This window comes from Microvirga sp. BF8, from assembly GCF_059888585.1.
The window spans coordinates 2,166,132-2,192,392 of record NZ_CM187619.1; the positions used below are offsets into that span (position 1 = coordinate 2,166,132).

Consider the following 26,261-nt stretch of genomic DNA (forward strand, 5'->3'; position numbering starts at 1 on the left):
GTCAGAACAGGGACCGCGCAGCCGCCGTGGCTGCCGCGTTCAGGGGCGCCGGAACCAGGACATAGAGGACGACGAAAGCGCTGGAAAGTGCCAGCACCAGCTTCACGCCCGCCGGCATGGCATCATAGCGCTCGCCAGGTTCGTCGAAGTACATGACCTTTACGATCCGCAGGTAGTAATAGGCGCCGACCACGCTGGTGACGACGCCGATCACTGCAAGGGTCACCAGGTTCGCCTTGATGGCCGCGTTGAAGACCGCGAACTTTGCGAAGAAGCCTGCGAGGGGCGGGATACCGGCGAGCGAGAACATCATCATCGCCATGCAGAATGCGAGGACCGGATGCGTGCGGGCCGTGCCGGAGAGGTCATCGATCGTCTCGAACATTACGTTGCCGCGGCGCATGCCAAGGATGACCGCAAAGGTGCCAAGCGTCATGGCGAGATAGATCGACATATAGATAACGACGCCCTGAACACCTTCAGAAGTGCCGGCGGCAAGTCCGATCAACGCGAATCCGACGTTGCCGATGGAGGAGTACGCCATCAGACGCTTGATGTTGCGCTGGCCGATGGCAGCAAACGCACCGAGCACCATCGAGGCGATGGAGATGAAGACGATGATCTGCTGCCACTGGCCGAGGATGCCGGGGAATGCATAAACGAAGACCCGGACCGCCATTGCCATGCCCGCCATCTTGGGCGCGGCGGCAAAGAACGCGGTGACGGGGGTCGGCGAGCCCTCGTACACATCCGGTGTCCACATGTGGAACGGCACGGCCGAGATCTTGAAGGCGATGCCTGCCGCCACGAACACGAGCCCGAAGATGATGCCGGTGCTGACCGTCCCGTGGAGCGCAGTGGCGATGGCCGGGAAGGAAACGGTGCCGGTAAAGCCGTAAACAAGCGAAGCGCCGTAGAGAAGCATCCCGGAGGACAACGAACCGAGCACGAAATACTTCAGGCCGGCTTCCGCCGAGCGGACATTATCCCTGTCGAAGGCTGCGATCACATAGGATGAGAGGCTGAGAAGCTCGAGGCCAAGATAGAGCGCGATGAGGTCGTTCGCGGAAATCACCATCAACATGCCGATGGTCGAGAGCACAATCAGGATCGGGTACTCGAAACGCCCGATCTTTTCCCGACGCATGTAGTCGATCGACAGGATTACCCCAGAGGCGGAGGCGATCAGCGTGAGTGCCTTCATGAACCGCGCGAAGTCATCCACCACGAAGGATCCGCCCATTGTCTCCATGCGGCCGGATGGCAGCATCAGCAGGGCAATGAACGCGAGAGCGAGGAGCGCCAGTGCGACGACGTTCATGGTTTCGGTCGAGCGCTCGCCCCTGAAGGCGCCGAACAGGACCATGACGAGAGCGCCTGCAGCCAGGATGATCTCCGGCAGAGCGGGCCCGAATACAGGAAAGGCGAGGACGGGGTTCATCGTGACCTCAGTGTGCGGCGACTGCCGCCGTTTTCACGGTTTCGAGCGCAGCCTGATAGCCCTGCATGAGAGCGTTCGTCGGTGCGGCGAAGGTGTCGAGAATCGGACCGGGCTGCACGCCGTAATAGATGACGAGCAGGACGAGCGGCACGAGAATGATCATTTCACGCCCGGTGAGATCCGACATGGTCCGGAGCGACGGCTTCGTCAGTGTGCCGAAGACGATGCGGCGATAGAGCCAGAGCGCGTAGGCTGCCGAGAGAATGACACCGGAGGCGGCGAAGAACGCCACCCAGGAATTCGCCCGGAACGCCCCGATGAGCGTCAGGAATTCGCCCACGAATCCGGAGGTGCCGGGCAGGCCCACATTGGCCATGGTGAAGATCATGAAGACCGCGGCATAGAGCGGCATCCGCTCGACAAGTCCGCCATAAGCGGAAATTTCGCGAGTATGCAGGCGATCATAGACCACGCCGACACAGAGGAAGAGCGCGCCCGAAACCAGACCGTGAGACACCATCTGGAACATGGCGCCCTGGATGCCCTGGGGGTTCATGCTGAACAGGCCCATGGTCACGAAGCCCATATGCGCCACCGACGAATAGGCGATGAGCTTCTTCATGTCCTCCTGAACGAGTGCCACGAGAGACGTATAGATGATCGCGACAATGGAGAGCGAAAAGACCAGCGGCGCGAAATAGACGGATGCATCCGGGAACATCGGGAGAGAGACCCGGATAAACCCGTAGCCACCCATCTTCAGGAGGATTGCGGCCAGGATCACGGAACCCGCCGTCGGCGCTTCCACGTGCGCGTCCGGCAGCCAGGTGTGGACCGGCCACATAGGCATCTTCACTGCGAACGAGGCGAAGAACGCAAGCCAGAGCCAGAGTTGCAGGTTGGCGGGGAAGTGGAACTTCAGGAGCGTCGGGATGTCGGTCGTGCCGGCAGCCCAATACATGGCCATGATGGCCAGGAGCATCAGCACGGAACCCAGAAGGGTATAGAGGAAGAACTTGAAGCTCGCATAGATGCGCCGCTTGCCGCCCCAAATTCCGATGATCAGGAACATCGGAATGAGACCGGCCTCGAAGAACAGATAGAACAGGACGAGGTCCAGAGCGGCGAAGACGCCGATCATCGTCATCTCGAGGACGAGAAAGGCGACGAAGTACTCCTTCACCCTGTGGCCGATCGATTCCCACGAAGCCACAATGCAGAACGGCATCAGGAAGGTGGTCAGAAGGATGAACGGCATCGAGAAGCCGTCGACGCCGAGCTTGAACCGGATCGTATCTGTGAGCCAGACATGACTTTCGACGAGTTGGAAGGCAGCAGACGAGCCGTCGAACCGGCTCCACGCGACGAGCGACAGAAGGAAGGTCAGAACCGTCGTCGCGAGCGCGATCCAGCGCGCATTGGCGCGTGCTGCCTCGCTGTCCCCTCTCAGGGTGAGGATGAACGCCGCCCCGACGAGGGGAAGGACAAGAAGTCCGGAGAGAATGCCGAACCCGAGCATCAATGCGCTCCCCTGAAGAGATAGTACGACACGAGAGCGGCGACGCCGATCAGCATGGCGAAGGCATAGTGGTACACGTAGCCCGTCTGGATCCGCACGGCGCCGCGGGTAATGTCGAGGACGCGGGCCGAGACGCCGTCGGGACCGATGCCGTCGATGATCCTCTGGTCGCCAATACGCCAGAGGAAGCGGCCGAGCCGGATCGCCGGACGGACGAAGATCGCGTCGTAGATCTCGTCGAAATACCACTTGTTGAGCAGGAAGCGGTACAGGATGGGATGGTCCGCCGCGATCTGCGCGGGCTTCTTGGTGTCGAGGATGTACATGTACACCGCCAGCACAAAGCCGAGAGCCATCATGACGGTCGGGAGCAGAGGCACCCAACCAGGGATATGATGCATCTCCTCGAGGATATGGTTATCGGGCCGCGTGAACAGGGAGCCCTTCCAGAACTCCTCGTAACCGTGGCCGAGGAACGCGTCGTGGAACACGATTCCGGCCACGAGCGCGCCAATCGCCAGGAGCGCGAGCGGCACGAGCATGACCAGTGGGCTCTCGTGCGGCGAATGCGCCCCATGCCCGCCGTGCTCGTGCTCCGCCTGGGTAGCGGGCTCGACGTCGTGACCGCTCTCGTCGTGCTCCACACCCTCATGGGCGCTCGGCGCGTGGTGATGCGGATCGGCCCATTGCGCCGTTCCCTCGAAGGTCATGAAGAACAGGCGCCAGGAATAGAACGATGTCATGAACGCCGCGATGACGGTCGCGAGGAACGCGAAGTTGCCGGCGGGGCTGTGCGACGCGAAGGCTGCTTCGATAATCGCATCCTTGGAGTAATAGCCGGCCGTGAACGGGAACCCGGTGAGAGCCAAGGTGCCGATGAGCATCATGGCCGTCGTGATGGGGATGTAACGGCGCAGGCCGCCCATGCTGCGCATGTCCTGCTCATGGTGCATGGCGTGGATGACCGATCCGGCACCAAGGAACAGGAGCGCCTTGAAGAAGGCATGGGTGAAGAGATGGAAGACGCCCGCGCCATAGGCCCCGACGCCCAGCCCCACGAACATATAGCCGAGCTGTGAACAGGTCGAATAGGCGATCACGCGCTTGATGTCGTTCTGAACGAGGCCGACCGTCGCCGCGAAGAAGGCCGTGATGCCGCCGACGACGGTGACAACCGTGAGAGCATCCGGTGCGTACTCGAAGAGGGGCGACAGGCGTGCCACCATGAACACCCCGGCGGTCACCATGGTGGCCGCATGGATGAGGGCGGAGACCGGTGTCGGGCCCTCCATGGCATCCGGCAGCCAGGTGTGCAGAAGGAACTGCGCCGACTTGCCCATCGCGCCCATGAAGAGCAGCAGGCATGCAAGTGTCAGAGCGTTCCAGTCGAAGCCGATGAAATGGAAGCGGTTGTTCGCAAGATCCGCCACGCGGGGGAAAATCTGGTCGAAGGCGATGCTGTTGAACAGCACGAAGACGAGGCAGATGCCGAGAATGAAGCCGAAATCGCCGACGCGGTTGACGATGAAGGCTTTCATGGCAGCCGCGTTGGCCGATTCCTTATGGTACCAGAATCCGATCAGCAGATAGCTCGCAAGACCCACGCCTTCCCAGCCGAAGAACATCTGGGCCAGGTTGTCCGAGGTCACCAGCATGAGCATGGCGAAGGTGAAGAGCGACAGATAGGCGAAGAAGCGCGGCCGATGCGGATCCTCGTGCATGTAGCCGATGGAATAGAGATGAACCAGGGCGGAGACCGTGTTCACCACTACCAGCATCATGGCCGTGAGGGTATCGATCCGGAGTGCCCAGTCGACCTGCAGGTCGCCGACGGACATCCATGGGGCAACCTGGACCCGCGTTGCGCCGTCGCCGAAGCCGACCTGGATGAAGGAGATCCATGACAGGACCGCAACCAGGACGAGCAGCGCGGTGGTGATGATCTCGCTCGGCCGCGGACCGAGGATCCGGCCGAAGAGACCTGCGATGAGGAAGCCGACGAGCGGCAGAAAGACGATTGCTTGATACATGATCGATCCGCTCGGGCTTAGCCCCTCATCATATTGACGTCTTCAACCGCGATGGAGCCGCGATTGCGGAAGAACACCACGAGAATGGCGAGACCGATGGCAGCCTCCGCCGCCGCCACCGTGAGGATCAGCAGGGCGAAGACCTGGCCGACGATGTCGTTCAGGTGGGTGGAGAAGGCGACCATGTTGATGTTCACGGCGAGCAGGATCAGCTCGATCGACATCAGGATGACGATCACATTCTTCCGGTTGATGAAAATCCCGAAGACGCCGAGCGTGAAGAGCACGGCGGCGACGGTGAGATAATGTCCAAGCCCGATGACCATCGCATGCCCTCCTTAGATACCCTGACGGAAGGGGACCTTCCGCAACTGCACGGCTTCCTCGGCGGTCCGAGCATTCTGTCGGGAAATATCCTGACGCTTGACGCCGACACGCTCGCGCAACGTCAGGACGATGGCACCAATCATGGCCACCAGAAGAATCAGGCCCGCTGCCTGGAAGAAGTAGAAATACCGGGTGTAGAGAACCTGGCCGAGCGCCTCGGTATTGGTCATGATCTCCGGGGACGGGATCGGAACTGCCGCCGTACGGATCAGGTTCGGGTCGATCACGTAAGCCCCGATCACCAGGACCAGCTCGAGAAGGAACACGATACCGATCAGCCCGCCGACCGGGAGATAATGCAGGAAGCCCTGGCGCAGCTCGGCGAAGTCGACGTCGAGCATCATCACCACGAAGAGGAAGAGCACGGCCACCGCGCCCACATAGACGATCACCAGGATCATCGCCAGGAACTCGGCACCCATCATCAGGAACAGCCCCGCCGCGTTGACGAAGGCCAGGATGAGGAAGAGCACCGATTGCACGGGATTGCGCGACGCGATCACCATGAATCCAGAGGCGACGGCAATGGTCGCGAAGAGATAAAAGAAGGCGGCAGTGACCGTCATGCTTCAAGCTCAAGCCGCGTCATCGCGGCCCCTTCCCAACGTGGCGTCGGGGGATCCGACGGCCCGTCTATAGAGTGCGAATCCGGCCGGGACAACCCGCCGGACCAGTTTGCCCCCTGCCCTATCCGGGCAGCGGACGCCTATCGATATGGCGCGTTCTTCGCGATGTTGCGCGCGATTTCACGCTCCCAGCGCTCCCCATTCGCGAGAAGCTTGGCCTTGTCGTAGTAGAGCTCCTCACGGGTCTCTACCGAGAACTCGAAGTTCGGCCCCTCCACGATCGCATCGACCGGGCAGGCCTCCTGGCACATTCCACAATAGATGCATTTCACCATATCGATGTCGTAGCGCGTCGTGCGGCGGGTACCGTCGTTGCGGCGCGGACCGGCCTCGATGGTGATCGCCTGGGCCGGGCATATCGCCTCACAGAGCTTGCATGCGATGCAGCGCTCTTCCCCGTTCGGGTACCGGCGCAGGGCATGCTCGCCCCTGAAGCGTGGCCCGCGATGCCCCATCTCGAAGGGGTAGTTGATCGTCGCCTTGGGCTTGAAGAAGTACTTCATGGCCAGGATGAACCCGGACACGAACTCCTTCAGAAGAAGCGACTTTGCGACCTGATCGAGCTTCATGAGCCGATCTCCTTAACTAGCGCATACCCGGCGCGGTGCCGGTCAGCATCAGGACGCCGGCCACAATGACGACCATGGCAAGCGAGAGCGGGAGGAAGACCTTCCAGCCGAGGCGCATCAGCTGGTCGTAACGGTAGCGCGGCACCATGGCCTTGACCATGGCGATGAGGAAGAAGAGGAAACTCGCCTTCAAAACGAACCAGATCACGCCCGGCACCCAGGTGAAGGGCGCGAACGGGATCGGCGACAGCCAGCCGCCCAGGAACAGAATGGTTCCAAGCGCGCACATGGTCATGATCGCCACGTACTCGCCGAGCATGAACAGCAGGTACGGTGTCGAGGAATACTCGACCATATAACCAGCGACGAGCTCGGATTCGGCTTCCGGAAGGTCGAAGGGCGGGCGGTTCGTCTCGGCCATAGCCGAGATGAAGAACACCACGAACATCGGGAAGAGCGGCAGCCAGTACCAGCCGAGAATTCCGAGGGCCGAATTCTGTGACTCGACGATCTTCGAGAGGTTCAGGGTCCCGGCGCACATGAGCACCGTGACAATGACGAAACCGATGGAAACCTCGTACGACACCATCTGTGCCGCAGAGCGCAGCGCCCCGAGGAAGGGGTACTTCGAATTCGAGGCCCAGCCGCCCATGATCACGCCGTACACCCCGAGCGACGAGATCGCGAAGATGTAGAGGATGCCGACATTGATGTCGGCGATGGCCCAGCCTGCATTCAGCGGAATGACCGCCCAGGCTGCGAGCGCGAGCGTGCACATCACCAGCGGGGCCAGGAGGAACATGCCCTTGTTGGCCGGCGCCGGGATCACCGGCTCCTTGAGCACGAACTTCAGGAGGTCGGCAAAGGATTGCAGCAGGCCCCAGGGGCCGACCACGTTCGGACCGCGACGAAGCTGGACCGCCGCCCATATCTTCCGGTCGGCCAGAAGCGCGTAGGCGATGAAGATGAGGAGCGCGACGAGCATGAGCAGACTCTTGCCCAGCATGATCGCGACCGCGAGGAGCATGTCTCCAGTTTCCATGTCCGGTTCCCTTACTCGGCCGCCACGAGCCGGCGCTCATGGGCGAGCGCCGAGCACTCCGCCATCACGCCGGACGCCCGAGCGATCGGGTTCGTCAGATAGAAGTCCTTGATCGGGCTCGCGAATGCTTCGCGGCCCGGCGTCCCGCCAAGACCCGCAAGCTTCTGCACCGAAGCAGCCACATCCGCCGCCGCAATCCCACCGATGGCGGCGAAATGGGGATAGGCATCATAAAGCTTCGCACGTAGCGCGTTCAGCGAGTCGAAGGGCAGCCGGTGTCCGAGCGCATCGGACAAGGCGCGCAGGATGGCCCAGTCCTCTCGCGCCTCGCCCGGAGCGAAGGCGGAGCGGTTCGCCATCTGAACCCTGCCCTCCGTATTCACGTAGGTGCCTGACTTCTCCGTATAGGTCGCGGCCGGCAGAATCACATCGGCCCGGTGAGCGCCACGATCTCCGTGCGTGCCCTGGTAGATGACGAAGGCGCCCGGCGCCACTGGGATCTCGTCGGCGCCGAGGCTGAACAACACGTCCACGCCGCCTTCGGCCATCTGGGCTGCGGTAAGGCCGCCCGCGCCCGGCACGAAGCCGAGATCGAGTGCGCCGACACGCGACGCGGCCGTATGGAGCACCGAGAAGCCATTCCATCCGTCCTTCACTGCGCCGACCGCCTGGGCCAACTGCGCCGCGAGAGAGAGGATTGCGAGACCGTCGGCACGGGCAAGCGCCCCCTGGCCCACGATGATGAGCGGGCGCTCGGCTCCCTTCAGAACCTCGGCGAAGCTGTGCCGGCCCGCAAGGATCTCGGTCAGGGTTTCCGGACCGGCGCCGAGATAGTCATACGGATAGGTCAGATCGACATTCTCGCCGATCAGGGCAACCGGTGGCGGAGCGAGGCGCCAGCGCTTGCGGATCCGGACGTTGACGAGCGAGGCCTCGATCCGCGGATTGGACCCGACGATGAGGATCGCGTCGGCATCCTCGATGCCGGCAATGGTGGAATTGAACAGGTACGAGCCACGCCCATGCGCCGGGGACAGAACGGTACCATCCTGCCGTGCATCGATATTCGCGACGCCGAGGCTCTCCATGAGAAGCTTCAGGGCATAGATCTCCTCGACGGCGGCAAGGTCACCGACGATCGCACCGACACGCTTCGGATCCGTGCCTTTGAGCTTCGCAGCGATGGCAGCGAAGGCTTCCTGCCACGAAGCCGGCTGGAGCCTGCCGTTCACGCGCACGAAGGGCCGGTCCAGACGCTGCAGGCGCAGGCCGTCGACGACGTGGCGAGCCTTGTCGGTGATCCATTCCTCATTCACCGCCTCGTTCACGCGCGGCAGGATGCGCATGACTTCTCGACCCCGGGAATCGACCCGGATGGAGGAGCCGACCGCATCCATCACGTCGATAGAATCGGTCTTCGTCAGCTCCCAGGGACGATAGTGGAACGCCTCGGGCTTATGAGTCAGAGCGCCGACGGGGCAGAGATCGGCCACGTTTGACTGCAGTTCCGAACCGAGGGCCCGTTCGAGATAGCTGGTGATCTCCATGTCCTCGCCCCGCCAGATCGCGCCGAGGTCAGGAACGCCTGCCACCTCGGCGGTAAAGCGGATGCAGCGAGTGCAGTGGATGCACCGGTTCATCGATGTCTTGACCAGCGGGCCAAGATACTTGTCAGGCACCGCGCGCTTGTTCTCATGATAGCGACTGGTATCGACGCCATAGGCCATCGCCTGGTCCTGCAGGTCGCACTGGCCACCCTGGTCGCAGATCGGGCAATCGAGCGGGTGGTTGATGAGGAGGAACTCCATCACCCCTTCGCGCGCCTTCTTGACCGTCGCCGATTTCGTCAGGATTTCCGGCGGCTCGCCATTGGGACCGGGCCGGCAGTCGCGCACTCCCCAGGCGCAGGATGCCACGGGCTTGGGGGCACCCTTCACCTCGACGAGGCACATACGGCAGTTTCCGGCAATGGACAGGCGTTCGTGGAAGCAGAAGCGCGGAATCTCGGCGCCCGCCGCCTCCGCCGCCTGAAGCAGCGTGTACTCTGCCGGAACGTCAACCTCGACGCCATCAACGATGATCTTGGCCATCTTCACTCTCACTCCGCCGCAAGCATGACGGGTTCAGAATGCGGGTTCGCCGCATAGTCGTCGATCCGCTTCTCGATCTCGTGCCGGAAGTGGCGGATCAGACCCTGGACCGGCCACGCCGCTGCGTCGCCCAGCGCGCAGATGGTGTGACCTTCGATCTGAGTCGACACTTCGAGAAGCATGTCGATTTCGCGCTTCTGGGCGCGGCCTTCCGCCATGCGGGTCAGCACACGCCACATCCATCCGGTGCCTTCCCGGCATGGGGTGCACTGGCCGCAGCTCTCATGCTTGTAGAAGTACGAGATACGGGTGATGGCCCGGACGATGTCAGTCGACTTGTCCATCACGATCACGGCCGCCGTGCCGAGGCCCGACTTGAGATTCCGGAGCGTATCGAAATCCATATAGGCATCGACGATCTGCTCGGCCGGAACGCACGGAACCGACGATCCGCCCGGGATGACCGCCAAAAGGTTATCCCAGCCGCCACGGATGCCGCCGCAATGGGTGTCGATCAGTTCGCGGAAGGTGAGGCCCATGGCCTCCTCGACGTTGCAGGGCTTGTTCACATGGCCCGACACGCAGAAAAGTTTGGTGCCGACATTGTTGGGCCGGCCGATGCCGGAGAACCAGGAAGCCCCGCGGCGCAGGATTGTGCCCGCGACTGCGATCGATTCCACGTTGTTGACGGTGGTCGGACAGCCGTAGAGGCCCATATTCGCGGGGAACGGCGGCTTCAGGCGCGGCATGCCCTTCTTGCCCTCGAGGCTCTCGAGCAGGGCCGTCTCCTCGCCGCAGATATAGGCGCCGGCACCCTGGTGAACGTAAAGATCGAAGGGATAACCGTGGATGTTGTCCTTGCCGATGAGCTTGGCCTCATAGGCTTCGTCGACGGCGCGCTGGAGAGCGTGACGCTCGGCAATGTATTCGCCGCGAATGTAGATATAGGCCGCGTTCGCACCCATCGCGAAGGAGGCGAGCAGGCAGCCCTCCACCAGCAGATGCGGGTCATTGCGCATGATCTCCCGGTCCTTGCAGGTTCCGGGTTCCGACTCGTCGGCGTTGACCACCAGATAATGAGGTCGGCCGTCTGACTGCTTGGGCATGAAGGACCATTTCAGACCCGTCGGGAAGCCCGCGCCGCCACGGCCGCGCAGGCCGGACTTCTTCATCTCATCGATGATCCAGTCGCGGCCCTTCTCGAGGAGGAACTTCGTTCCGTCCCAGGCGCCGCGCATCTTCGCAGCAGCCAGGTCCGGCGAATGGAAGCCATAGAGGTTGGTGAAGATACGATCTTTGTCCTGAAGCATCTCAGTTCACTCCGTCAGGACTTGTTGTTCTTGTCGAGAGTCACGTCCGGCTTGCTCTCGCTGCCATCCCGGCGCGCGGGCGTCTCGGAAGGTGGGGTGCCGGCAACGGGCGTGGTCGGCGCATCGGCAGTCGCGCGCCCCGCGCCCGGCTTGCTGGGCGTCGCCACATAGGACTTATCGCTCTGCGGCGCGGGCTTGCTTTCGCCCTCCGCCCGCGGTTCCACCGCCGTCGCCTTCGAGCTGTCGCCGCCTTCCTTGCGCTCCGTCGCGCTCACGGGCGTCTCGCCCTCTTTGACGCGTTTTGCGGGCGTATCGGCCTTCTCGGTCTCGATCACACGCCCCGCCTCGGGCTTGGCAGGCTTCGGTGTCGAGGGAGCCGATGCGGTCGCGGCGGCCGCCTCGCCCGCGGCAGCGGCAACTGCGGCCTCTTCCTCGAAGCGCTTGCGCCAGGCGCCGAGCTGCGACCCGTCATAGAGCTGAGGATCGGTAAGGGTCTTCACGGCGTCCAGGGGCTCGGAGGACCGGCGGCCGATCTGCGAGCCCTTCTTGACGGGACGCCCGGCGGCGAGATCGTCGAGGAGCTTCTCGAAGTTCTCGGTCGTCAGATCCTCGTAGTAGTCGTCGTTGATCTGCACCATGGGTGCGTTGCAGCAGGCACCGAGGCATTCGACCTCGAGCCAGGAGAACTTGCCGTCGGCGGATACATGATTCTGCTCGCCGATCCGGCGCTCCAGGACCTGCTTGATATCGCCGGCTCCGCGCAGAGCACAGGGCGTGGTGCCGCAGAACTGGATGAAATACTTCCCAACGGGTTCGAGGTTGAACATCGTGTAGAAAGTCGCCACCTCCATGACGCGGATCTGCGGCATGTCGAGAAGTTCGGCGACCTTTTCGATGGCCTTGCGCGGAAGCCATCCTCCCGCCTGCTCCTGGGCTCGCCACAAAAGCGGGATCACCGCTGATGCCTGACGACCTGCCGGGTATTTCGCGATCTGCTTTGCGACGAATGCCATGTTCTCGGACGAGAACGTGAAGCTGTCGGGCTGGATTTCCTCAGGCGCGAGCTTGCGAACGGCCATAGAACTCTTCTCCTCATCGCCATGGCCTGCCTTCCGGCAGCAGCCATTCACGATTTGAACCTTTCACCCGCACCGGTTGCGCGGATGCCCAGCTCGGGGCCGGGCTGCAACGATTTACCGATCGACCTCGCCGAACACGATGTCCAGCGAGCCCAGGATGCCTGCGACGTCGGCCAGCATGTGGCCGCGGCACATGAAATCCATGGCTTGGAGATGGGCGAAACCCGGCGCACGGATCTTGCAGCGATACGGCTTGTTGGTGCCGTCCGCCACGAGGTAGACGCCGAACTCGCCCTTCGGGGCCTCCACAGCGGCATAGACTTCGCCCGCCGGGACGTGGAAGCCTTCCGTGTAGAGCTTGAAGTGATGGATGAGCGCTTCCATGGAGCGCTTCATATCCTTGCGCGAAGGCGGGGCGACCTTGCCGTCGAGGGTCGAAACCGGCCCCTGCCCGTCTGGCGCGCGGAGCTTGTCAATGCACTGGCGCATGATCCTGACGCTCTCGCGCATCTCCAGCATGCGGATGACCTGACGGTCGTAATTGTCGCCATTACGTCCGACAGGTATGTCGAACTCCATTTCCTCGTAGCACTCGTAGGGCTGCGCCTTGCGCAGATCCCAGGCCGCGCCCGAGCCGCGCACCATGACGCCCGAGAAGCCCCACTTCCAGGCATCGTCGAGGGACACGACGCCGATATCGACGTTGCGCTGCTTGAAGATGCGGTTGCCGATCACGAGTTCATCGAGATCGTCGAGGACCTTCAGGAATGGATCGCAGAACGCCTCGATATCATCGATCAGCTCGGGCGGCAGGTCCATGTTGACCCCGCCAGGCCGGAAGTAGTTGGCGTGCATGCGCGAACCGGAGGCGCGCTCGTAGAAGATCATCAGTTTCTCACGCTCCTCGAAGCCCCAGAGGGGAGGCGTGAGAGCGCCGACGTCCATGGCCTGCGTCGTCACGTTGAGGAGATGGGAGAGAAGACGTCCGATTTCGGAATAAAGCACCCGGATCAGCTGACCGCGCCGGGGCACGGAAATCCCGAGGAGCTTCTCCGTCGCGAGACAGAAGGCGTGTTCCTGGTTCATCGGCGCGACGTAGTCGAGCCGGTCGAAATAGGGATTTGCCTGGACGTAGGTCTTGTACTCGATCAGCTTCTCGGTGCCCCGGTGAAGCAGGCCGATGTGCGGATCGACGCGTTCGACCACCTCGCCATCGAGCTCGAGCACGAGACGCAGCACGCCGTGCGCAGCCGGATGCTGCGGTCCGAAGTTGATCGAGAAGTTCCGGATATTGTGTTCGGTCATTGGACTGAAACCGCTCTCTAAACCTTCGCCTTCTCGTCGCCGGGCAGCACGTAATCGGTGCCCTCCCATGGCGAGAGGAAGTCGAAGTTGCGGAATTCCTGATTAAGCTTCACCGGTTCGTAGACAACCCGGCCCTGACCCTCATCGTAGCGGACTTCGACGAAGCCCGTGAGCGGGAAGTCTTTCCGCAGAGGGAAGCCCTCGAAGCCATAATCCGTGAGAAGCCGGCGCAGATCGGGATGGCCCGAAAACAGGATGCCGTAGAGGTCGTATGCTTCGCGCTCGAACCAGTTCGCCGCCGGGAACAAATCGACGATCGAGGGAATGGGCGTCGTCTCGTCCGCCTCAACCTTGATCCGGATACGCCGGTTCAGCTGCGGGGACAGAAGGTGATAGACGACGTCGAAGCGCTTCTCCCGACCTGGATAATCTGCGCCGCAGATGTCGATAAAGGCGACGAACCGGCATTGCGGGTCATCACGCAGGAACGTTACCGCCCTCACGATGTCCTGCCCCCGCACCACAACGGTCAACTCGTCATAGGCGAGATCGCGCGCCGTCACCGCATCGCCGAGGGACGCGGCAATGTGATCGCTCAGGGCTTGCAGTTCAGCATTCATGCGATGACCTTTGCTCAGCGCTCGATGGTGCCGGTGCGACGGATCTTCTTCTGGAGAAGCAGGACGCCATAAAGCAGCGCCTCCGCCGTGGGAGGGCAGCCAGGCACATAGATATCGACGGGCACGATTCGGTCGCAGCCGCGTACGACCGAATAGGAATAGTGGTAATAACCGCCGCCATTGGCGCAGGAGCCCATGGAAATAACGTAGCGCGGCTCCGGCATCTGGTCATAGACCTTGCGTAGCGCGGGTGCCATCTTGTTGGTGAGCGTACCGGCGACGATCATCACATCCGACTGGCGCGGGCTTGCGCGCGGGGCAAAGCCGAACCGCTCCGCATCGTAGCGGGGCATCGACATCTGCATCATCTCGACGGCGCAGCAGGCGAGACCAAAGGTCATCCACATAAGGGAGCCGGTGCGCGCCCAGGTAATGAGATCCTCGGCCGAGGCGACGATGAAGCCCTTGTCGGACAACTCGTCCTTGATGGAAACGAAATAGGGATCGGTCGCACCTACCGGTTGCCCCGTGGCGGGATCAAGCACCCCCGTCGGGCTGGGAGCAACGAGCGTTGACCGGGTGTCCGTGATCAATCCCATTCGAGAGCTCCCTTCTTCCACTCGTACACAAAGCCGACCGTCAGCACTCCCAGGAAAATCATCATGGAGGCGAAGCCGAACCAGCCAAGATTCCCAAACGAAATCGCCCACGGGAAGAGGAAGGCCACTTCAAGGTCGAAGATGATGAAGAGGATCGCAACGAGATAGAACCGCACGTCGAACTTCATGCGGGCATCGTCGAAAGCGTTGAACCCGCACTCGTAGGCCGAAAGCTTTTCCGTGTCGGGGCTGCTGTAGGCGACGATGAAGGGCGCCACGAGCAACGCCACCCCGATCAGGAGCGACACACCGATGAAGATCACGAGAGGCAGGTAGTCGGCGAGGAGATTCGTCATGCGACACCTAAAGGAACAGAGCCGGTACGAAACCAGCACCGAACCATGAATTTAAGCCGCAGACGGCCTAATGAAAGGCCCTGCGACAAACCATGGATTGCGGGGGGAGGCTTAGCCGAGTTCCCCTACCCTGACAAGTGTTTGCGGTGCCGCAAAAGAATGTTTCCAAACTAGCTTGTAGCCTTCTCGGCCGCGTCGGCGGCCTTGCGGTTGGCGGCATGCTCCGCTCTCGTCGCGGCGCCCTCCATCTTGGCCTTCGCCTCGCACCTCGCCCGAATCTCATCCAGTTCGTCCTGGGTCAGGTGCTCGATCCCAATGAAGACGTTCTGGGCGGCGCTGGCACGGATCAACTCATCGAGCTTGGCCTGGATGGCTGCCCCGTCCCGATTCTGCGTATTCTGGATCAGAAAGACCATCAGGAAGGTGACGATGGTCGTCCCTGTGTTCACCACCAACTGCCAGGTATCCGAGAACCCGAAGACCGGACCACTCAGCGCCCAGACAACGATCACTGCGAGGCAGATGACAAAGGTGATGGGGCGCCCGGAGACCTGAGCCACCCAGTTGGAAAGATCCGTGAACGATTTCGAGAGGGACATGGAAAACTCACCCGACTGCACGCCTGATAACGCCCAGCTTGGGGTTTTGCTTCATGGGAACCGCGAATTTTTCCTGCTGGAAGCCCCCAACGGCCGACATTTCGCGTCGGCGCCAGCGCAGGCCGTCGCGCCGATGGCCGATTCCGGAGGGCACACTCGGCAAGGGCGGAGGCAAGTGGCGAAGCTGAGGTAAAGCCCCCTGCTTGGGGGGATAAATGGCGCGGGCGACGGGGCTCGAACCCGCGACCTCCGGCGTGACAGGCCGGCACTCTAACCAACTGAGCTACGCCCGCGCATTTGGACCGCCGAAGCGGTGTTTGGGCGGTTTAAGGGGGGCCCTGACCCCTGTCAAGCGATCCCTGCGCTCTCTTTGAAGAATCTTGGAGAAGGCTTGGCGGGCGTCCGAAAGACGCCGACGTGGTGGGCGGTGACGGGCTCGAACCGCCGACCCTCTCGGTGTAAACGAGATGCTCTACCAACTGAGCTAACCGCCCTTCCCCGCCTCACATAAAAAGAGAAGGCCGACAACGCAAGCGCGGTCGGCCCTCCCGACAAGAAAAGATCGCCTGTAAAGCGCTTACTTCTTGTTCACGGCGTCCTTCAGGCCCGCGCCGGCGCGGAATTTCGGGGTCTTGGAAGCCGGAACCTTGACCTTCTCGCCCGTGCGCGGGTTGCGCGCCTCACCGGCGGCGCGGTCGGTCACCACGAAGGTGCCGAAGCCAACGATTTTCACCTCGTCGCCCTTCTTGAGAGCGTCGGTGATGGCATCGATAGCGGCATCGACGGCTTCGCCAGCCTGACCACGAGACAGCCCCACCTTGTCGGCGACTGCCGCAACGAGCTCGCCTTTGTTCATTTGATATCCTCCAGTGATCCCGATGGCCTCACATCCTGTGTGCCATCGTTTCAGGGAGAAACCCTGTGACGCAAAGCTCGGCCATGCGCAAGTCCTGAAACGGCTGAAATAAGCCGTTTCTCGACATTCCACATCAAAAAAAGCCCCCGGATTTGGGTCCGGGGGCTTCGTCAAAAAGATGACGCAACGTCAACTCTAGTGGGCGACGACGCCGGCCGAATCGTCCTCGACCTCGGCGGCCTTCGGAGCGTTGAGCGCCGCAGGCTCCTCCCACTCGATCGGCTCGGGCATGCGAACCAATGCATGCTGGAGAACCTGATCCATGCGTGAGACGGGCACGATCTCGAGTCCGTTCTTGACGCTTGCCGGGATGTCGACCAGATCCTTCGCATTCTCCTCGGGGATCAAGACCTTCTTGATTCCACCGCGGAGAGCCGCGAGGAGCTTCTCCTTCAACCCGCCGATCGGAAGCACCCGGCCCCGCAGTGTGACCTCTCCGGTCATGGCGATATCGCGGCGAACCGGAATCCCCGTGATGACCGAGACGATGGCCGTCGCCATCGCAATGCCGGCGGAAGGTCCATCCTTGGGCGTTGCGCCTTCCGGCACATGCACGTGGATGTCACGACGATCGAACAGAGGCGGCTCGACACCGAAATCGAGGGCCCGGGAACGGACGTAGGACGCCGCTGCCGAGATCGATTCCTTCATGACGTCCCGGAGATTTCCGGTCACCGTCATCTTGCCCTTGCCCGGCATCATGATGCCTTCGATGGTCAGTAGCTCGCCGCCGACTTCCGTCCACGCGAGACCGGTGACCACGCCGACCATGTCCTCCGCCTCGACCTCGCCATAGCGATAGCGCGGAGGTCCGAGGAACTCGGGCAGGTTCTCCGTCGTAACCGCCACCGACTTGACCTTGGAGATGAGAATCTCCTTCACGGCCTTCCGGATCAGGTTGGAGAGCTCGCGCTCGAGGTTACGCACGCCCGCTTCGCGGGTGTAACGCCTGATCAGCATGAGCAGGGCATCGTCGCTGATCGTCCATTCCTTTTCCGCGAGACCATGCTTCTTGGTGGCCGACGGGATCAGATGGGTGCGGGCGATCTCAGCCTTCTCCTCCTCGGTGTAACCCGCGATTCGGATGACCTCCATGCGGTCGAGGAGCGGCGCCGGGATGTTCATCGTATTGGCCGTCGTCACGAACATCACGTTGGACAGGTCGTAGTCGACCTCCAGGTAGTGATCGTTGAACGAGTTGTTCTGCTCAGGGTCGAGAACCTCGAGCAGAGCGGCCGACGGATCGCCGCGGAAATCCATTCCCATCTTGTCGATTTCGTCGAGCAGGATGAGCGGGTTGGATGTCTTGGCCTTGCGCATCGACTGGATGATCTTGCCGGGCATCGAGCCGATATAGGTCCGACGGTGACCGCGAATCTCCGACTCGTCTCTCACGCCGCCAAGCGACATGCGCACGAACTCGCGACCGGTCGCCTTGGCGATCGACTTGCCGAGCGAGGTCTTGCCGACGCCGGGAGGACCGACGAGGCACAGGATCGGACCCGTGAGCTTGTTGGCACGCTGCTGAACGGCCAGATACTCGACGATGCGTTCCTTGACCTTGTCGAGGCCGTAGTGATCGGAATCGAGCAGGTCCTGGGCCGCCTTCAGATCCTTCTTGATCTTCGAGCGACGGGCCCACGGGATGCCGAGCAGCCAGTCGAGATAGTTGCGCACGACGGTCGCCTCGGCCGACATCGGCGACATCTGGCGGAGCTTCTTCAGCTCGCCCAATGCCTTTTCGCGGGCTTCCTTCGTGAACTTGGTCTTCTCGATCTTCTCCTCGAGCTCGGCCAGCTCGTCTCGACCTTCGTCGTCGCCGAGCTCCTTCTGGATCGCCTTCATCTGCTCGTTGAGGTAGTACTCGCGCTGCGTCTTCTCCATCTGACGCTTCACGCGGGTGCGGATCCGCTTCTCGACCTGCAGGACGGAGATTTCACTCTCCATCAGGCCAAGGACCTTTTCGAGCCGCTGGGCGACCGTCGGAATCTCAAGGATCGCCTGCTTGTCGGCGATCTTGATCGCCAGATGGGAGGCAATCGTGTCGGCGAGCTTGGAAGGCTCATCGAGCTGAGTCACGGCCGAAACGACTTCGGGCGAAACCTTCTTGTTGAGCTTCACGTAGTTCTCGAACTCGGACACAACGGAGCGTGCAAGCGCCTCGGCCTCGATCTGGTCGCCCAGGGAGTCCGGGAGCACCTCTGCTTCCGCCTCGTAGTACTCTTCCGTTCGGGTATATGTCTTGACCTGCGCGCGGCTTGCGCCTTCCACGAGCACCTTCACGGTGCCGTCGGGCAGCTTCAGCAGTTGCAGCACGTTGGCCAGGGTTCCGACTTTGTAAATCGCATCCGTTGCCGGATCGTCATCCGTCGCATCGATCTGTGTCGCCAGAAGAATGTGACGGTCCCCCTTGACCACCTCCTCGAGCGCGCGGATCGACTTCTCGCGGCCGACGAAGAGCGGCACGATCATATGCGGGAAGACGACGATGTCGCGCAGAGGCAGAACCGCATAGGTTCCTGTCGAGCCTGGGACGACAGGCTGACGTGGCTTCGCTTGTGTCATGAAACGACATCCTTTCGAAACGTCCGGCGAACTCCTCTTGATGAGCGGGCCCGTGGACGGAAAACCGAAACGCTCAAGCTCTTATGACTGGCTGCGTTCGGTACGTGGCACCGCCCCTCGAAGACATGAGCGGACAGCGGTCACGCAAGAGATAATGTGGCGTGCCGGGTGCTTCGTTTCAAGAACGGCGCCCGGCACGGAAGCTCGACTTTAGGCGCTGACGCTCGCGTTCTGCTCGCCCCGGTCGCCGTGGATGAACAAGGGCTTCGCCTTGCCTTCGACGACCTCCGGGCCGATCACGACCTGCTCGACCGAGTCGAGACCGGGCAGATCGTACATGGTCTCGAGCAGGATTCCCTCCATGATGGAACGCAGGCCGCGGGCGCCCGTCTTCCGCTCGATCGCCTTGCGGGCGATCATGGACAGCGCCTCCTCCTGGAAGGTGAGGTTGACGTTCTCCATCTCGAACAGGCGCTGGTATTGCTTCACCAGGGCGTTCTTGGGCTCCTGGAGAATGCGCTTGAGCGCGTCCTCGTCGAGATCCTCGAGGGTCGCCAGAACCGGCAGGCGACCAACGAACTCGGGAATCAGGCCGAATTTCAGCAGGTCCTCCGGCTCGACGCCGCGGAAGATTTCGCCCGTCCGGCGGTCGTCCGGGGCCTCGACGCTGGCGCCGAAACCAATCGACGTGCCCTTGCCGCGACCGGAGATGATCCGCTCGAGGCCGGCGAAGGCGCCACCGCAAATGAACAGGATATTCGTGGTATCCACCTGCAGGAATTCCTGCTGGGGGTGCTTACGGCCGCCTTGGGGCGGTACGGAAGCCACGGTACCTTCCATGATCTTCAGGAGCGCCTGCTGGACCCCCTCGCCCGAGACGTCCCGGGTGATGGACGGGTTGTCCGATTTGCGGGAGATCTTGTCGATCTCGTCGATATAGACGATGCCGCGCTGGGCCCGCTCCACATTGTAATCCGAGGCCTGGAGCAGCTTGAGGATGATATTCTCGACATCCTCGCCCACATAGCCGGCTTCCGTCAGGGTGGTCGCGTCGGCCATGGTGAAAGGCACGTCGAGAATGCGGGCCAGGGTCTGCGCCAGCAGAGTCTTACCCGAACCGGTGGGGCCGATCAGCAGGATGTTCGATTTCGCCAGTTCCACGTCATTGTGCTTGGCGGCATGCGCCAGGCGCTTGTAGTGGTTATGAACCGCCACCGAGAGCACCTTCTTGGCGTGCTCCTGGCCAATCACGTAATCGTCGAGGACGCGGCTGATCTCCTTCGGAGTCGGAACACCGTCGCGGGATTTCACCAGCGACGACTTCGATTCCTCGCGGATGATGTCCATGCAAAGTTCAACGCACTCATCGCAGATGAACACGGTGGGGCCAGCGATCAGCTTGCGAACCTCGTGCTGGCTCTTGCCGCAGAAGGAGCAGTAAAGCGTGCTCTTGGAGTCGTTGCCGCCAGCTTTGGTCATTATCACATCTCCAATCGACACTGGGGCGACCCATGCCGACCCAGCATCCTTAAGTTTAGGAGCGCCGAAACTAATGAAAGGTTCCGGAGCTTAAAAAATTCGAGCCACCTATTCTTCCCGCGTCCCGAATCGGCATGCAAACACGCGAAGGAGGCCCAATCAATAGGAACGGGGCGGGACGCCAAAAAGACGCACCGGCCCCGAACTTGTCCCCAGATATTCCGTATCAGGGCTGTGGCGCGGCCGGCTCGGGGCGCTTGGCGAGAACCTGGTCGATAAGACCGAATTCCTGGGCGGCATCGGCGGTCAGGAAGTTATCGCGCTCCAGGGCCTGCTCGACGGCGGCAATGTCCCGGCCCGTATGCTTCACGTAGATTTCATTGAGCCGGCGCTTCAGAGCCTCGCTCTCGCGGGCGTGGATCATGATGTCGGTCACCTGACCCTGGTAGCCGCCGGAGGGCTGGTGAACCATGATTCGGGCATTCGAGAGTGCGAAACGCTGCCCGGCCTCGCCCGCGGCCAGGAGAAGCGAGCCCATCGAGGCGGCCTGTCCGACGCAAAGGGTCGATACGGGGCAACGGATGAACTGCATGGTATCGTAGATCGACAGGCCGGAGGTCACGACGCCGCCCGGCGAGTTGATATAGAAGGAAATTTCCTTCTTGGGATTCTCGGCCTCGAGGAACAGCAACTGTGCCACGATCAGCGAGGCCGAGTAGTCCTCGACCGGGCCGGTAAGGAAGATAATCCGTTCGCGCAGCAGACGCGAATAGATATCGAAGGCGCGCTCACCACGATTCGACTGCTCGACCACCATGGGAACGAGCGTGTTGTTATACAACGCAACCGGGTCTCTCATCGTCTCACTGCTCCAAAGTCCGGCCGCGCGGGCGCGCGGCCGATAGATGATGCAAGCGGCGAGACGCTTAAAGGTGCGTTACTCGCTCTTGCTGGATTTCTTGGCGCCCTTTGCCTTCGGCTTGGACTCGGAGGTTTCCTCCTCGCCCTCATCGTCGCCGAAAAGCGCTTCCTTGGAAACGGTTTCGTCAACGACCTTCACCTGGGACAGGATCTGATCGACGACCTTTTCCTCGAACAGCGGGGCCCGGATTTCGGCCAGAGCCTGCGGATTGTTGCGGTAGAAATCCCAAACCTGCTTCTCTTGGCCCGGATATTGGCGAACCCGCTCGACGAGCGCCTGGGTGACCTCATCGTCGGAGATCTTGATATCGGTCTTCTCACCGATCTGCGCAAGAACCAAGCCGAGACGAACGCGACGCTCCGCGATCTTGCGATAGTCGGCGCGCGCCTCCTCCTCGGTCGTATCCTCGTCCGCGAAGGTCCGGTTGTTGGACTTCATGTCGCCTTCGACCTGGGCCCAGACCGCGGTGAATTCCTGCTCGACCAGGGTTGCCGGCAGGTCGAAGCTGTATTTCTCGTCGAGGGCGTCGAGAAGCTCTTTCTTGACCTTGCGGCGGGACTGGGCATCGAAGTCCCGCTGGATCGCGCTGCGGATGGCATCTTTCAGCGCATCCAGGGACTCCATCCCGAAGCCCTTGGCGAGATCGTCGTCGATCTTGAGTTCGCCAGGAGCCTCGACTTCCTTAACGGTGACATCGAACTCGGCGTCCTTGCCGGCGAGATGGGCTGCCAGATAATTGACCGGGAAAGCGACCTTCACCAGCTTCGTGTCGCCGGCCTTCACGCCGACGAGCTGATCCTCGAAGCCCGGGATGAAGGTGTTGGACCCGAGCTCGACCCGGATATCCTCGCCCTTGCCGCCCTCGAACTCGGTGCCGTCGATACGGCCGACGAAGTCCACGAGCACCCGGTCACCCTCGGCGGCCTTGCCCGTCTTGGGCTCGAAGGTGCGGTTCTGCTTGGCCATGCGCTCGAGCGATTCGTTGATCTCGGCGTCAGTCACCTCCGTGACGGGCTTCGTCACGGATACGTCGGACAGGTCGGCCAGCTCGAAGACCGGCAGAACCTCCAGAGCGACGGTGAAAGCCAGATCGCCCTTGGCTTCCATGACCTTCTCGATCTCGTCCTGGCTCTCGGGAAGCTTTACCTGGGGCTCATGGGCGAGCTTCAGGCTGTTGTCCTCGACGATCTTCCGGTTCGCTTCGTTGACGGCGTTCTGGAGAACATCCGCCATCACCGAGCGCCCATAGACCCTGCGCAGGTGCCCGACCGGCACCTTGCCGGGACGGAAACCATTGATTCTCACCCGGTCCTTGAGGGTCGACAGCTCGTCGTTGAGACGCTGCTCCAGCTCCGTTGCCGGGAGAACGACCTTGAATTCTCGCTTCAAGCCTTGGGACAGAGTTTCCGTCACCTGCATGGTTATATCGCCTTCGCTTACTCGAAAAAATCTTCGTCCCAGGCTCCGGCCGCTGCGGCTCGCCGCCAACCAGGCCCCTCGGAGCCATCCGGAAACCAACCCTGACGGGATTGGTGCGGGCGGAGGGACTCGAACCCCCACGACTTTCGCCGCTGGAACCTAAATCCAGTGCGTCTACCAATTCCGCCACGCCCGCGCGGGAGGCGGCGCGATGCACCCCTCGTCCGGGACGGGGCTCTATAGCATGGTTGAAGGCGGGTGCATCAAAAAAGTTCGTGTTTGGCGAAACGGCGAGTCCGTCCGAAAAGCAACAAAACTTGGCCATTCGCGTTCAAGCCATGGTCCCGCCCAGCAACCGCCCGGAAGAGAGGCCCTCCATGATCACGCGCCGTGCCGCCGCTGCCGGCCTCGCCACGGTCCTGGCCGGACTCTCCCGGGAAGGCCCGCTCGCGGCCACTTTCACGCCCTCCTCGGCGCCTGCCGCGAGCGGCAATGGCTTGTCCCGGCCCCTGCCAGCCAGAGCCGCCACGATCCGTCTGAAGCCGGATTCCGCCAGGGAGGCGCAAACCCTCGCCTTCGACGGCCGGCTGGCGCAGGCTATCCGCATTGTGGATGGCGAGGACCTGCGCCTTACTTTCAGGAACGAGACCTCCCTGCCCCTATCCCTGCATTTTCAGGGAGTCCGCGGCCCCAACGCCCTGGACGGGGTCGGCGGCCTGACCCAGCAACCCGTAGCTCCGGGGCAAAGCCAGGAGATCCGCTTCGCTCCGCCCGAGCCCGGAACCTTCCTGATCCGTCCCTGCGTCATCGGCGGCAGCGCCGAGCCGCTCGAGCGCGGCCTTTCGGCGATGCTCATCGTCGAGGAACAATCTCCTCCGCCGGTCGACCTCGACCTGCCTCTCCTGATCGATGATTGGCGGCTCGGCGACGATGGCGCCCTGAGCCCCTTCCTGCCCGCTGGCGAGGAGAGCCCTGCCGGCCGTCTCGGCAACCTGTTGTCCGTGAACGGTGGCGCTGTGCCGCAGCGGATCGAGGCAGCCCCCGGCAGCCGCCTGAGGCTGCGTCTCGCCAATGCCTGCAACGCCAGGGCGATGCGCCTGCGCTTTGACGACCTCCAGCCGATCGTGATTGCCGTGGACGGGCAGCCCGCCGGATCGTTCGAGCCCCTGAGATCTTCCCTGCCCTTTGCGCCCGGCAATCGCTACGACCTCTTGGTGGACCTCCCCACGCAGGCCGGTGCGAAGGGCAAGATCGTTGCGATGGTAGGGGACGGGATGCCCCTCGTGGAGATCGTGACGGCGGGGGAGATTAAACCGGCCCGCCCCGCCATCGGCCCGCTTCCCCAAAACGCCAGGCTGCCGAAGGCTATTGCCCTCGAAAAGGCGGTTCGCAAGGACCTGCTCATCCGCCACGCCCCGGACAGCCCAGGCGCTCCCTGGACGATCAATGGCGGGACCGGAGAGGTACATGGGGCCCCCCTTCTCAGGGTTAAGAGAGGCGCGCCCGTCGTTCTGACCCTCGTCAACGACACGCCCTTCGTTCAGCCGTTCCATCTTCACGGCCACGCCTTCCGCCTGCTGCACGCCCTGGACGACGGGTGGCAGCCCTACTTTCTCGATACGGTCCAGGTGCCCGAACACAGGACCATCCGGATCGCCTTCGTTGCCGACAATCCCGGCAAATGGCTCCTGGCATCATCCGTGATGGAGCGGTTCGATGCGGGGCTCTGGTCCTGGATCGAGGTCAGCTGACCAAATGCCGGAGCACGCCGGGCAGCAGGTCGGCAAGATCCTCCGAGATCAGACCCGGCCCGAAGCTCGCTCCGGCCTCCGCATGGATCCAGACGCCAGCGCAGGCAGCCTCGAAGGCCGGCATGTGCTGGGCCATCAGCCCGGCGATGACACCGCAGAGCGTATCTCCAGAGCCCGCAGTGGCGAGATAGGGCGTGCCGTTCTCGTTAATGGCAGCGCGTCCGTCCGGCGCGGCAACGACGGTATCCATCCCCTTCACCACAACCACGGCGCCCATATAGGCCGCGGCGCGGCGGGCGCGCTCAAGTTTCGAAGGCGGATCAAGGAGATCAGGGTGTCCCTTGAACAATCGGCTGAACTCCCCGTCGTGCGGGGTGATCACGGTCGGCGCGCCAAGGAAGGCCTGATGCAGCTCGGAAGCCAGGCCCTCGAACGAGGTCAGCGCATCTGCATCGAGCAACAGGCAGCGCCGGGCCTGAATGGCCACGGCCACCATAGCCCGGGTGGCGGCGTGGACCCCGAGGGCGGGCCCGAGCACCAATGCGTTGAAGCGCTCGTCCTTCAGGATCCCGTAAAGCCCCTCAGGACCGTCGCATCCGCGTAGCATCACCGCCGTCAGATGAGACGCATTCACCCCGATCGCCTCTGGCGGGGAAGCCACCGTGACGAGGCCGGATCCGATCCGCAGGGCCGCGCGCGCAGCGAGACGGGCAGCCCCCGTCCGGGTGGCTCCCCCGGAGGCGACCAAAGTATGGCCCCTCTCGTACTTGTGCCATCCAAGGTCCGGCCTTGGCAGAGCGCCCTGCCACAGGACCGGGTGGTTGGCGAAAGTGGCGATTCGGGTCGTCGCGGGTGCCTGGGGATCGATTCCGATATCGACGAGCTCGACCGTTCCGCAGAACCGCTTTCCCGGCAGGAGGAGGTGCCCGGGTTTGCGCGCCGCTAGGGTGATGGTGCGGTCGGCCATGACAGCAACGCCCCTCACCTGGCCCGAATCGCTGTCGATTCCCGACGGGATGTCGACGGCGAGCACGGGCCGCCCTGAGGCGTTCATGTGTTCGACCGCAAGCTTGGCGTCGCCCTCGAGATCGCGAGCGAGACCCGTGCCGAACAGGGCATCGACGATCACGTCTGCGCGGTGCCATGGAGCATCCCGAACAGGGACTATGGCGCCTGTCCATTCCTCCGCAGCTCTCGCTGCATCGCCTCCGAGCCGCTCGCGACTTCCGAGAAGCGCCACGGAGACACGATAGCCCCTGGCGATCAGCAGTGACGCAGCAACGAAGCCGTCCCCACCATTGTTGCCGGGCCCGGCTACGACGAGGATTTCGGACCCGGGAGGCGCCATGGACTCCACGCCGCCCGCGACCGCCTGCCCGGCGCGCGTCATCAACGCAAAGCCCGTTGTGCCGGCTGCGATGGCAGCGGCGTCGGCATCCCTCATCTGTTGCGCGGTCGGAAGCAGCTCAGGGCGTGTCATGTGAGGATTATGGCGCAGCTTTGATGGCCGCAGATCGCCATTGCAGCATTTGCACAAACTTTAATCATGAACTGCCTGCGATGGGAGCAAAACTGCCGAAGTTGGTGCGCGGCGACCATGGAAGGGCCTTTCTGCTGGTGCTAAAAGCGGCAAAACC

The 26,261-nt window shown here is 62.5% G+C and carries 22 protein-coding genes and 3 tRNA genes; 1 reads left to right on the forward strand and 24 read right to left on the reverse strand.

Annotated elements, in window-relative coordinates:
- Position 1: 1 nt before the first annotated feature.
- The 23 genes from nuoN to AC522E_RS10485 all read right to left on the reverse strand — a co-directional run bounded on the left by nuoN (position 2) and on the right by AC522E_RS10485 (position 23,069).
- Entirely contained in the window at positions 2-1,441 is a 1,440-nt protein-coding gene (gene nuoN / locus AC522E_RS10375; RefSeq protein ID WP_500750361.1) for an NADH-quinone oxidoreductase subunit NuoN, read from the reverse strand.
- Between the two features lie 7 nt (positions 1,442-1,448).
- Positions 1,449-2,960, reverse strand: a complete 1,512-nt coding sequence (locus AC522E_RS10380; protein WP_500750362.1) for an NADH-quinone oxidoreductase subunit M — start codon at positions 2,958-2,960, stop codon at positions 1,449-1,451.
- Positions 2,960-4,990 carry an NADH-quinone oxidoreductase subunit L gene (gene nuoL, locus AC522E_RS10385; RefSeq protein ID WP_500750363.1) on the reverse strand — a complete coding sequence of 677 codons (2,031 nt, stop codon included), beginning with the start codon at positions 4,988-4,990 and terminating at the stop codon, positions 2,960-2,962. Before nuoL ends, AC522E_RS10380 begins: the two co-directional genes overlap by 1 nt.
- A gap of 17 nt (positions 4,991-5,007) precedes the next feature.
- Positions 5,008-5,316: an NADH-quinone oxidoreductase subunit NuoK gene (nuoK, locus tag AC522E_RS10390; protein WP_500750364.1), complete on the reverse strand. Its 309-nt coding sequence runs from the start codon at positions 5,314-5,316 to the stop codon at positions 5,008-5,010.
- 12 nt (positions 5,317-5,328) lie between these two features.
- A complete protein-coding gene (locus AC522E_RS10395; protein WP_500750365.1) occupies positions 5,329-5,943 on the reverse strand; it encodes an NADH-quinone oxidoreductase subunit J in 615 nt (204 codons plus the stop codon).
- Between the two features lie 140 nt (positions 5,944-6,083).
- Positions 6,084-6,572, reverse strand: coding sequence for an NADH-quinone oxidoreductase subunit NuoI (gene nuoI, locus AC522E_RS10400; protein ID WP_500750366.1), 489 nt, complete (start codon positions 6,570-6,572; stop codon positions 6,084-6,086).
- Positions 6,573-6,588: 16 nt separating this feature from the next.
- Positions 6,589-7,614 (reverse strand): NADH-quinone oxidoreductase subunit NuoH, encoded by a 1,026-nt coding sequence (gene nuoH / locus AC522E_RS10405; protein ID WP_500750367.1) that lies wholly within the window; start codon positions 7,612-7,614, stop codon positions 6,589-6,591.
- 11 nt (positions 7,615-7,625) lie between these two features.
- Positions 7,626-9,704: an NADH-quinone oxidoreductase subunit NuoG gene (nuoG, locus tag AC522E_RS10410; protein ID WP_500750368.1), complete on the reverse strand. Its 2,079-nt coding sequence runs from the start codon at positions 9,702-9,704 to the stop codon at positions 7,626-7,628.
- Positions 9,705-9,712: 8 nt separating this feature from the next.
- Entirely contained in the window at positions 9,713-11,014 is a 1,302-nt protein-coding gene (nuoF, locus tag AC522E_RS10415; protein ID WP_500750369.1) for an NADH-quinone oxidoreductase subunit NuoF, read from the reverse strand.
- 14 nt (positions 11,015-11,028) lie between these two features.
- Complete coding sequence (gene nuoE / locus AC522E_RS10420) at positions 11,029-12,093, reverse strand: NADH-quinone oxidoreductase subunit NuoE (RefSeq protein WP_500750370.1); 1,065 nt, start codon at positions 12,091-12,093, stop codon at positions 11,029-11,031.
- Positions 12,094-12,207: 114 nt separating this feature from the next.
- Entirely contained in the window at positions 12,208-13,398 is a 1,191-nt protein-coding gene (locus AC522E_RS10425; RefSeq protein ID WP_500750371.1) for an NADH-quinone oxidoreductase subunit D, read from the reverse strand.
- Between the two features lie 17 nt (positions 13,399-13,415).
- Complete coding sequence (locus AC522E_RS10430) at positions 13,416-14,018, reverse strand: NADH-quinone oxidoreductase subunit C (protein WP_500750373.1); 603 nt, start codon at positions 14,016-14,018, stop codon at positions 13,416-13,418.
- Between the two features lie 14 nt (positions 14,019-14,032).
- Positions 14,033-14,617, reverse strand: coding sequence for a NuoB/complex I 20 kDa subunit family protein (locus AC522E_RS10435; protein WP_500750374.1), 585 nt, complete (start codon positions 14,615-14,617; stop codon positions 14,033-14,035).
- Complete coding sequence (locus AC522E_RS10440; protein WP_500750375.1) at positions 14,608-14,973, reverse strand: NADH-quinone oxidoreductase subunit A; 366 nt, start codon at positions 14,971-14,973, stop codon at positions 14,608-14,610. The genes AC522E_RS10435 and AC522E_RS10440 overlap by 10 nt, the downstream gene beginning before the upstream one ends.
- A gap of 170 nt (positions 14,974-15,143) precedes the next feature.
- Positions 15,144-15,572 carry a low affinity iron permease family protein gene (locus AC522E_RS10445; RefSeq protein WP_500750376.1) on the reverse strand — a complete coding sequence of 143 codons (429 nt, stop codon included), beginning with the start codon at positions 15,570-15,572 and terminating at the stop codon, positions 15,144-15,146.
- Between the two features lie 216 nt (positions 15,573-15,788).
- Positions 15,789-15,865: transfer RNA gene (locus AC522E_RS10450), tRNA-Asp, on the reverse strand.
- A 125-nt stretch (positions 15,866-15,990) separates the two neighbouring features.
- A tRNA-Val gene (locus AC522E_RS10455) sits at positions 15,991-16,066 on the reverse strand.
- Positions 16,067-16,149: 83 nt separating this feature from the next.
- The gene (locus AC522E_RS10460) at positions 16,150-16,428 is read right to left on the reverse strand and encodes an HU family DNA-binding protein (protein ID WP_500750377.1); all 279 of its coding nucleotides are present in this window, start codon (positions 16,426-16,428) and stop codon (positions 16,150-16,152) included.
- Between the two features lie 195 nt (positions 16,429-16,623).
- A complete protein-coding gene (lon, locus tag AC522E_RS10465; RefSeq protein WP_500750378.1) occupies positions 16,624-19,053 on the reverse strand; it encodes an endopeptidase La in 2,430 nt (809 codons plus the stop codon).
- A 210-nt stretch (positions 19,054-19,263) separates the two neighbouring features.
- Positions 19,264-20,532, reverse strand: a complete 1,269-nt coding sequence (gene clpX, locus AC522E_RS10470; RefSeq protein WP_500750379.1) for an ATP-dependent Clp protease ATP-binding subunit ClpX — start codon at positions 20,530-20,532, stop codon at positions 19,264-19,266.
- Between the two features lie 226 nt (positions 20,533-20,758).
- Positions 20,759-21,391, reverse strand: coding sequence for an ATP-dependent Clp protease proteolytic subunit (locus AC522E_RS10475; RefSeq protein WP_500750380.1), 633 nt, complete (start codon positions 21,389-21,391; stop codon positions 20,759-20,761).
- 78 nt (positions 21,392-21,469) lie between these two features.
- Positions 21,470-22,873, reverse strand: coding sequence for a trigger factor (gene tig / locus AC522E_RS10480; protein WP_500750382.1), 1,404 nt, complete (start codon positions 22,871-22,873; stop codon positions 21,470-21,472).
- 111 nt (positions 22,874-22,984) lie between these two features.
- Positions 22,985-23,069: transfer RNA gene (locus tag AC522E_RS10485), tRNA-Leu, on the reverse strand.
- Positions 23,070-23,250: 181 nt separating this feature from the next.
- On the opposite strand from AC522E_RS10485, the gene AC522E_RS10490 reads away from it, so the two are divergent.
- Entirely contained in the window at positions 23,251-24,624 is a 1,374-nt protein-coding gene (locus AC522E_RS10490) for a multicopper oxidase family protein (RefSeq protein WP_500750383.1), read from the forward strand.
- On the opposite strand, the gene AC522E_RS10495 is transcribed toward AC522E_RS10490, so the two are convergent.
- The gene (locus tag AC522E_RS10495; RefSeq protein ID WP_500750384.1) at positions 24,617-26,104 is read right to left on the reverse strand and encodes an NAD(P)H-hydrate dehydratase; all 1,488 of its coding nucleotides are present in this window, start codon (positions 26,102-26,104) and stop codon (positions 24,617-24,619) included. The genes AC522E_RS10490 and AC522E_RS10495 overlap by 8 nt on opposite strands.
- Between the last annotated feature and the right edge of the window lie 157 nt (positions 26,105-26,261).

What these genes read in the sequence shown, in the direction of transcription:
- nuoE (WP_500750370.1), bottom strand. Translation starts at nt 12,093, where the DNA reads ATGGCCGTTCGCAAGCTCGCGCCTGAGGAAATCCAGCCCGACAGCTTC.
- AC522E_RS10435 (WP_500750374.1), bottom strand. Translation starts at nt 14,617, where the DNA reads ATGGGATTGATCACGGACACCCGGTCAACGCTCGTTGCTCCCAGCCCG.
- AC522E_RS10440 (WP_500750375.1), bottom strand. Translation starts at nt 14,973, where the DNA reads ATGACGAATCTCCTCGCCGACTACCTGCCTCTCGTGATCTTCATCGGT.
- AC522E_RS10395 (WP_500750365.1), bottom strand. Translation starts at nt 5,943, where the DNA reads ATGACGGTCACTGCCGCCTTCTTTTATCTCTTCGCGACCATTGCCGTC.
- AC522E_RS10380 (WP_500750362.1), bottom strand. Translation starts at nt 2,960, where the DNA reads ATGCTCGGGTTCGGCATTCTCTCCGGACTTCTTGTCCTTCCCCTCGTC.
- nuoI (WP_500750366.1), bottom strand. Translation starts at nt 6,572, where the DNA reads ATGAAGCTCGATCAGGTCGCAAAGTCGCTTCTTCTGAAGGAGTTCGTG.
- AC522E_RS10445 (WP_500750376.1), bottom strand. Translation starts at nt 15,572, where the DNA reads ATGTCCCTCTCGAAATCGTTCACGGATCTTTCCAACTGGGTGGCTCAG.
- AC522E_RS10490 (WP_500750383.1), top strand. Translation starts at nt 23,251, where the DNA reads ATGATCACGCGCCGTGCCGCCGCTGCCGGCCTCGCCACGGTCCTGGCC.
- AC522E_RS10425 (WP_500750371.1), bottom strand. Translation starts at nt 13,398, where the DNA reads ATGACCGAACACAATATCCGGAACTTCTCGATCAACTTCGGACCGCAG.
- nuoF (WP_500750369.1), bottom strand. Translation starts at nt 11,014, where the DNA reads ATGCTTCAGGACAAAGATCGTATCTTCACCAACCTCTATGGCTTCCAT.
- tig (WP_500750382.1), bottom strand. Translation starts at nt 22,873, where the DNA reads ATGCAGGTGACGGAAACTCTGTCCCAAGGCTTGAAGCGAGAATTCAAG.
- AC522E_RS10495 (WP_500750384.1), bottom strand. Translation starts at nt 26,104, where the DNA reads ATGACACGCCCTGAGCTGCTTCCGACCGCGCAACAGATGAGGGATGCC.
- nuoH (WP_500750367.1), bottom strand. Translation starts at nt 7,614, where the DNA reads ATGGAAACTGGAGACATGCTCCTCGCGGTCGCGATCATGCTGGGCAAG.
- lon (WP_500750378.1), bottom strand. Translation starts at nt 19,053, where the DNA reads ATGACACAAGCGAAGCCACGTCAGCCTGTCGTCCCAGGCTCGACAGGA.
- nuoN (WP_500750361.1), bottom strand. Translation starts at nt 1,441, where the DNA reads ATGAACCCCGTCCTCGCCTTTCCTGTATTCGGGCCCGCTCTGCCGGAG.
- nuoG (WP_500750368.1), bottom strand. Translation starts at nt 9,704, where the DNA reads ATGGCCAAGATCATCGTTGATGGCGTCGAGGTTGACGTTCCGGCAGAG.
- nuoL (WP_500750363.1), bottom strand. Translation starts at nt 4,990, where the DNA reads ATGTATCAAGCAATCGTCTTTCTGCCGCTCGTCGGCTTCCTCATCGCA.
- AC522E_RS10475 (WP_500750380.1), bottom strand. Translation starts at nt 21,391, where the DNA reads ATGAGAGACCCGGTTGCGTTGTATAACAACACGCTCGTTCCCATGGTG.
- clpX (WP_500750379.1), bottom strand. Translation starts at nt 20,532, where the DNA reads ATGACCAAAGCTGGCGGCAACGACTCCAAGAGCACGCTTTACTGCTCC.
- nuoK (WP_500750364.1), bottom strand. Translation starts at nt 5,316, where the DNA reads ATGGTCATCGGGCTTGGACATTATCTCACCGTCGCCGCCGTGCTCTTC.
- AC522E_RS10430 (WP_500750373.1), bottom strand. Translation starts at nt 14,018, where the DNA reads ATGAATGCTGAACTGCAAGCCCTGAGCGATCACATTGCCGCGTCCCTC.
- AC522E_RS10460 (WP_500750377.1), bottom strand. Translation starts at nt 16,428, where the DNA reads ATGAACAAAGGCGAGCTCGTTGCGGCAGTCGCCGACAAGGTGGGGCTG.